The organism is Psychrobacter sp. 4Dc, from assembly GCF_002836715.1.
In the GTDB taxonomy this organism is placed as follows: Bacteria; Pseudomonadota; Gammaproteobacteria; order Pseudomonadales; family Moraxellaceae; genus Psychrobacter.
Genome location: NZ_PJAT01000034.1, coordinates 1 through 810, shown reverse-complemented (window position 1 = coordinate 810; position 810 = coordinate 1). Strand labels below are relative to the sequence as shown.

Sequence of the window (810 nt, the reverse complement as noted above, 5' to 3'; positions counted from 1 at the left end):
CTAGGGTGTGTTGACAATTACCGTAAATGGATAATCGTCGCTGCTAAATAGATATTAGCAGCAAACGACTCATCCGTTTTTTCAGCACGCATGGCAATTTTCTTGAAATCTTTCAGCTTACAGAAGAAGTTCTCGATTAAGTGACGCCACTTGTACATTTCTTTATCGAAATCTCGTTGCTTTAAACGAGAGCGTTTAGGGGGTATGACCGCTTTGCTACCACGCTCTTCTAAGTCTAGCAGTAGCCAATCCGTGTCAAAGGCTCTATCAGCAAGCAATGCACCAAACTCTTTGTCTTTAATTAAAGGTTTAACGCCAGCCATGTCATGCTGTTGTCCTTTCAATAAAGTAAAATCAACAAGGTTGCCTAATGCATCAACCATTGCCATGATTTTAGTGGTCATACCGCCTCTTGATTTGCCAATTGCCTGATGACAAGCCCCCCTTTTGCGCCTTGTCCATGACGATGTACCTTAACAATAGTGCCATCAATCATGGCATACTCTAAATCTGAGTCATTCAGAGCATTAAATAGCTTGCTGAATCTATCGCTTTTTACCCATCGACGGTAGCGCTTATAAACACTGTTCCAGTTACCAAATTCAGGGGGTAAGTCTCGCCACGGACTACCTGTTCGGACAATCCATAGAACAGCTTCGATAAATAGTCGATTATTTACCGCTGTTCTACCAACATCGGTCTCTTTACCTGCACAATACGGTGCTATCTTTGCCCACTGGGCATCACTTAGGGTTAATCTAGTCATAACACTATGATTATCAATTATTCTATATATGTCAACACACCCTA

1 protein-coding gene is annotated in these 810 nt (G+C 41.9%); it reads right to left on the bottom strand.

Annotated elements, in window-relative coordinates:
* Nucleotides 1-17: 17 nt before the first annotated feature.
* A protein-coding gene (locus CXF61_RS01790; RefSeq protein WP_165596948.1) for an IS5 family transposase occupies nucleotides 18-766 on the bottom strand; the annotation gives its coding sequence in 2 pieces (ribosomal slippage) (nucleotides 18-436 and nucleotides 436-766; 750 coding nt in all).
* Nucleotides 767-810 lie beyond the last annotated feature (44 nt).